General features: G+C 70.2%; 4 protein-coding genes. 2 read left to right on the top strand and 2 right to left on the bottom strand.

From position 1 onward, the window contains the following. Positions 1 to 198: 198 nt before the first annotated feature. A complete protein-coding gene (locus HW578_RS23120) occupies positions 199 to 1266 on the bottom strand; it encodes an alkene reductase (protein WP_198373067.1) in 1068 nt (355 codons plus the stop codon). Positions 1267 to 1327: 61 nt separating this feature from the next. Continuing rightward, positions 1328 to 1762 carry a DoxX family protein gene (locus HW578_RS23125; RefSeq protein WP_198373068.1) on the bottom strand — a complete coding sequence of 145 codons (435 nt, stop codon included), beginning with the start codon at positions 1760 to 1762 and terminating at the stop codon, positions 1328 to 1330. Between the two features lie 114 nt (positions 1763 to 1876). Between HW578_RS23125 and HW578_RS23130 the strand changes: the two genes are divergently transcribed. Continuing rightward, positions 1877 to 2848: a LysR family transcriptional regulator gene (locus HW578_RS23130; protein ID WP_198373069.1), complete on the top strand. Its 972-nt coding sequence runs from the start codon at positions 1877 to 1879 to the stop codon at positions 2846 to 2848. A 251-nt stretch (positions 2849 to 3099) separates the two neighbouring features. Further along, positions 3100 to 4596 carry a hypothetical protein gene (locus HW578_RS23135; RefSeq protein WP_198373070.1) on the top strand — a complete coding sequence of 499 codons (1497 nt, stop codon included), beginning with the start codon at positions 3100 to 3102 and terminating at the stop codon, positions 4594 to 4596. Positions 4597 to 4717 lie beyond the last annotated feature (121 nt).

The following is a 4717-nucleotide window of genomic DNA, read 5'->3' on the forward strand; positions in this document are numbered from 1 at the left end:
CCGCCGCTTGGGGCGGGCGGAATAGCTGGAGGTCGAGCCCGCGGGCGCCTGAACGGGCGCCGGGTGCGTGGCCCGGACGGGCCCGGGACACACGGCCTGGAAAGGGCCGGGACGCGGGGCCTGCAGAAGCGCGAGGCGCGTGCCCTGGCGGGACACGGCTGCGGCGCGCGGAGCCCTCGCCCCGCGCGCCGCGCCCGGTCAGGCGGCCGCCGCCAGCGCCGGGTAGTCGACGTAGCCCTTCGCATTGCCGCCGTAGAAGGTGGCGGTATCCGGCGCGTTCAGCTGTGCGCCCGTGCGCAGCCGCTCCGGCAGGTCCGGATTGGCGAGGAAGGCCGACCCGAAGGAGATGATGTCGGCCCGGCCCGAGGCAATGTCCGCCTCCGCCCGCGCGCGGTCGTAGCCGCCGTTGAGCATCAGCGGACCGTCGAAGCTGCGCCGCGCGATCCCCGCCGCGTCGTAGCTGTAGGCGCCGCCCACCAGATGCAGGTAGGCGAGGCCCTGGCCCTTCAGCGCGGTCGCGATGTGCGTGAGCGTCGCCGCGGGGTCGGTGTCGGCCACGTCGTTGAAGGTAGCGCCCGGGTTCACGCGCAGGCCGACGCGACCGGCCCCGATCGCCCGCGCCGCCGCCTCGACCGCGCCGAGCAGGAAGCGCGCGCGGTTGGCCACCGATCCGCCCCACTCATCAGTGCGAAGATTCGCGTTGGTCGAGAGGAACTGGCTCGGCAGGTAGCCGTTGGCGCCGTGGACCTCCACGCCGTCGAAGCCGGCCTCGATCGCGAGCCGCGCGGCGCGGCCATAGGTCGCGATCACCCCCGGGATCTCCTCGGCCGCCAGCGCGCGCGGCACCGGATGTGGCTTCTGGCCTTCCTTGGTGAAGATCGCGCCGGCGGCCGCGATGGCGGAGGGCGCGACCGGCGTGCCGCCATCGAGGAAGTCGGGATGCGAGATTCGCCCGGTGTGCATCAGCTGCACGAAGATGCGCCCGCCCTTCGCATGCACGGCACCGGTCACCTTCCGCCAGCCGGCGACCTGCGCCGCGTCGTAGAGGCCGGGAATGTCGATGTAGCCGCGGCCCCCGGCATCGGGCGTCGTGCCCTCGGTGATGATGAGCCCGGCGGAGGCGCGCTGCGCGTAGTAGAGCGCATTGAGTTCATTCGGAACGGCACCCGGGCTCCGGTTGCGCGTCATCGGTGCCATCGCGATGCGGTTCTTCACGTCGACATCGCCGATTCGGGCGGGGGCGAACAGGTTGTGTGCGTCTGTCATGGTCATGGTCCTTGAACGCGAAGGGACGGGGCATCGCTGCCCCGCCCGCGCTTCGCAGGGGTCAGGCGGCGACGGCGGTGGCCTGGCGGCCGAGCAGGCGCTTCACGTCCAGCGCATGGGCGCCGGCGCCGAGCCCCGCCTGCACGAGCAGCGCGACCGTCCAGAAAGCCGGGAACTCCCAGCCGCCGCCCTGGCCGGAGAACATCCAGCCGGCGGGCAGGTGCTGGATCGTGGCACCGACCAGGATCGGGATCGCCAGCAGGCTCACGGTACGCACGCCCACGCCGGCAATCAGCGCGATGCCGGCGCCGATCTCGGCGAAGGTCACCACGGCGCCCAGCACCGGCGGATAGCCGAGCGAGCCGAAGAAGCCCATGGTGCCGGCCAGCCCGAAGGTGCCGAGCTTCAGCAGCGCGCCATGGGCGAGGAACATCACGCCCATGCTCACGCGGAGCAGCAGGGCGGCGTAGGGGGTTGTGGTCTTCACGTCGGTCATCGTCGTGGTCCTTTCGGGATGAGGCCCCGTGGGGCCTTCGATGGCGCTGACCATGCGCCCGGGAAGGCCGCCGCTTCCAACCGCGGTTCGGAACGGCCATCATCACCAACACGAATGGCGGACCTCTCGACCCTCGACCTGAACCTGCTGCGGGTGTTCGACGCTGTCGCGCGCGAACGCCACGTCACGCGCGCGGCGCAGCGGCTGAACCTGTCGCAGCCCGCGGTCTCGAACGCACTGGCCAGGCTGCGCGGGGCGCTGAACGACGAACTGTTCCTGCGCCGGCCCGGCGGCGTCGAGCCCACCGAGCTTGCCCTGGCGCTCGCCGGGCCGGTCGCGGAGGTGCTCGACCGGCTGCGCGAGACGCTGGCTGTCCACGCCCCCTTCGATCCCGCCACCTCCGACCGCGTGTTCACCGTCGCGCTCAGCGAATACGCCGAGGCGGTGCTGGCGCCGCGCCTGCTCGAACGCATGGGGCGCGACGCGCCGGGCTGCCTGCTCGCGATCCGCCACGCCGACCGCACCAACTGGCAGGAGCTGCTCGACCGCGGCGAGGCGGAACTCGCCATTGCCGTGCTGCCCGAACCGCCGGCGATCTACACCCGCATCCGGCTGCTGCCGGAAGACTTCCTGACGCTGATGCGGCCTGGCCACCCGCTCGCCATCGGGGTGCTGACGGAAGACCGGCTGATCGAATTCCCCCACCTGCTGCATTCGCCGAACGGATCGCGCGATGGCGCGCTGGACGTGGCACTGGCCGCGCGCGGCAAGCGGCGACGCCTGGGCGCCGTGGTGGCACACCTCTCGGCCGTACCGGACATCCTGGCGCGCACGGACATGGTGATGACGCTCTCGGCGCGGCTTGCGCGTCGCCTGGCGGAAGCGCACGGCCTGGTGCTGCGCGAATCCCCCGTCGAGATCCGGCATACGCGCCTGTCGCTGATCTTCCACCGCCGCTTCGAAAGCGACGCCGGACACGCCTGGCTGCGACGACTGATGCTGGCTGTGGCACGCGAGGTGCCCGCGCTGGAGGGCATGGACGGGGGAGGCGTTGCCTCCCCCGAACGCCCACCGCCGAAGGCCTGAAGGCCGCTGGACACCGACAGCTGATCGGGGCGGTGGGGGGCGTCATGCCGCTCCCCAACCACCCCGATTGAAGTCAGGGGTTCCAAGGGCTTGGTCCTTCTTTTCCGGCGGTCCGTCGGATCACGCGGCAACGGGCGTTACAGGCTGGAGAACGGGCTGCAGCCAGGCGCGGCAGCTGGGACAAGTTCCGTGCCGAGCACGGCGATGATGTCGCCGGCTATCTCGTCGCCGACAAGGGATACCTCCCGCGGGTGGTGAAGGGCGCAGCGGTCGCGAGTGACGAAGGCGACATGGTGACCTTCCGGCACCAGCCCTGCCCGAAGCTCCGCATCGTCATCCCGTTGGCGCGACCGTGGCGAGCGGGCGCCTATGACAACCACAACGCGGCCAACGCTGCCTGGAAGCAGCGCATCGAAGCATTCGCAGCGGCGCTGGGCCTGCGTCACGACCAGCCCTGGACCGACACCAGCCGGCTGTTCCACCTGCCGCGCCGCCCGGCCGATGGACCGCCGCCCGAGGTGGCACTCCTGGACGGGACCGACTGCGACATCCTCGCGCTGCCGAAGCCTGCCAAGCCGAAGCGCACCAGCCGTCGCCGTAAGGCTCAGGCCCACCCGTTCGATCCGATGGAAGTGGTCGATCCTGCCACTGCCGAGGTGTTCGACCTGCGCCGCTGGGAGCGCGGCAATACCAGCCGGTTCCAGGTCGTGACCGCGCTAACGGCGCGACAGCCCGGCGTACTCCGCGGCAAGGTGGTCGACGGCAAGTACCACATCCGCTGCGTCAACGCCGCTTCACACACGTCCGGCGAGGACGACTTCGCCACCATCGCGATCAACGCATCGGAATCGGAATCCGGCCGCTTCGTGATCCACTGCATGCACGGCCACTGCGTCGAGCGCGGTCACCTTGCCTTCCTCAAGCAGATGATCGAGCGGCGGTGGCTGTCCGTACGCGACCTGTCGGAGCCGGCCTTCCAAGTTGGGGGACGACCACCGCCACCCACCATCCGCTACGTCGCCGGTGAGCTGCCTGAAGCCGTCAACCACGCTGAACGCGCACTGATGCGGGCAGACCTCGGCCTCCTTCAGCGGGGCACCTTCATCGTTCGTACGGGGGTCGTCCGTGCCACCATCGACGACGGTAACCAAGCCGATCGTCGGCGCATCATCGCGCGGAGAGAGCGCGCCCCTGTTGCAGCCATGACGCAGGCCGCGAGGTGGGAGCGCTTTGATGGCCACAGCGAAGAATGGGTCGGCATCGATGCCCCGCTCGTCGTCGCCAATACCGACCTGCAGCGTGTCGGTCGCTGGCGCCTGCCCGTGCTGACCGGCCTGTTGAACGCATCGACGCTTCGCACGGACGGCTCGATCCTGGCTCACCCAGGCTGCGATCCGGCGACAGGGCTGCTGCTCGACGCAAGCGTGCGTCGCTTTGCTCCAGTGCTGGACGAGCCAACTCGCGAAGATGCCCGCGCCGCTCTCGATGTATTGGCCAGCCTGATCGTCAACTTTCCCTTCGTCAGTGGGGCCGATCGGTCCGTCGCGCTGTCGGCCATCCTCACCGCTTGTATCCGGCGCAGCCTTCCGACTGCTCCGCTGCACGCATTCGACGCGCCGGTGGCGGGATCGGGAAAGTCGAAGCTCGTCGACATTGCCACGCTGATTGCCACGGGCCGGGTGGCGGCAGTGATCGCGCAGGGGAAGGACGAGGAGGAGCTACAAAGACGTCTAGGAGCCCTGATGTAGCCGCCGGAGTGAAACTGACCCAGTCGCCGGTTGAAAGCTGACCCAGGCTTAGGGTGCCTCGTCGTTGTGGCGGGGGCCTGGATGGTTGGGGGAGAGCTGGCGTTGGAGATCCGGGTATTGG

Origin of the sequence: Roseomonas rosulenta, assembly GCF_016106005.1 — a bacterium.
GTDB classification, from domain to species: Bacteria; Pseudomonadota; Alphaproteobacteria; order Acetobacterales; family Acetobacteraceae; genus Neoroseomonas; species Neoroseomonas rosulenta.

Coding starts and splice junctions, on each gene's coding strand:
- HW578_RS23120 (WP_198373067.1), bottom strand. CDS start 1,266: ATGACAGACGCACACAACCTGTTCGCCCCCGCCCGAATCGGCGATGTC.
- HW578_RS23125 (WP_198373068.1), bottom strand. CDS start 1,762: ATGACCGACGTGAAGACCACAACCCCCTACGCCGCCCTGCTGCTCCGC.
- HW578_RS23130 (WP_198373069.1), top strand. CDS start 1,877: ATGGCGGACCTCTCGACCCTCGACCTGAACCTGCTGCGGGTGTTCGAC.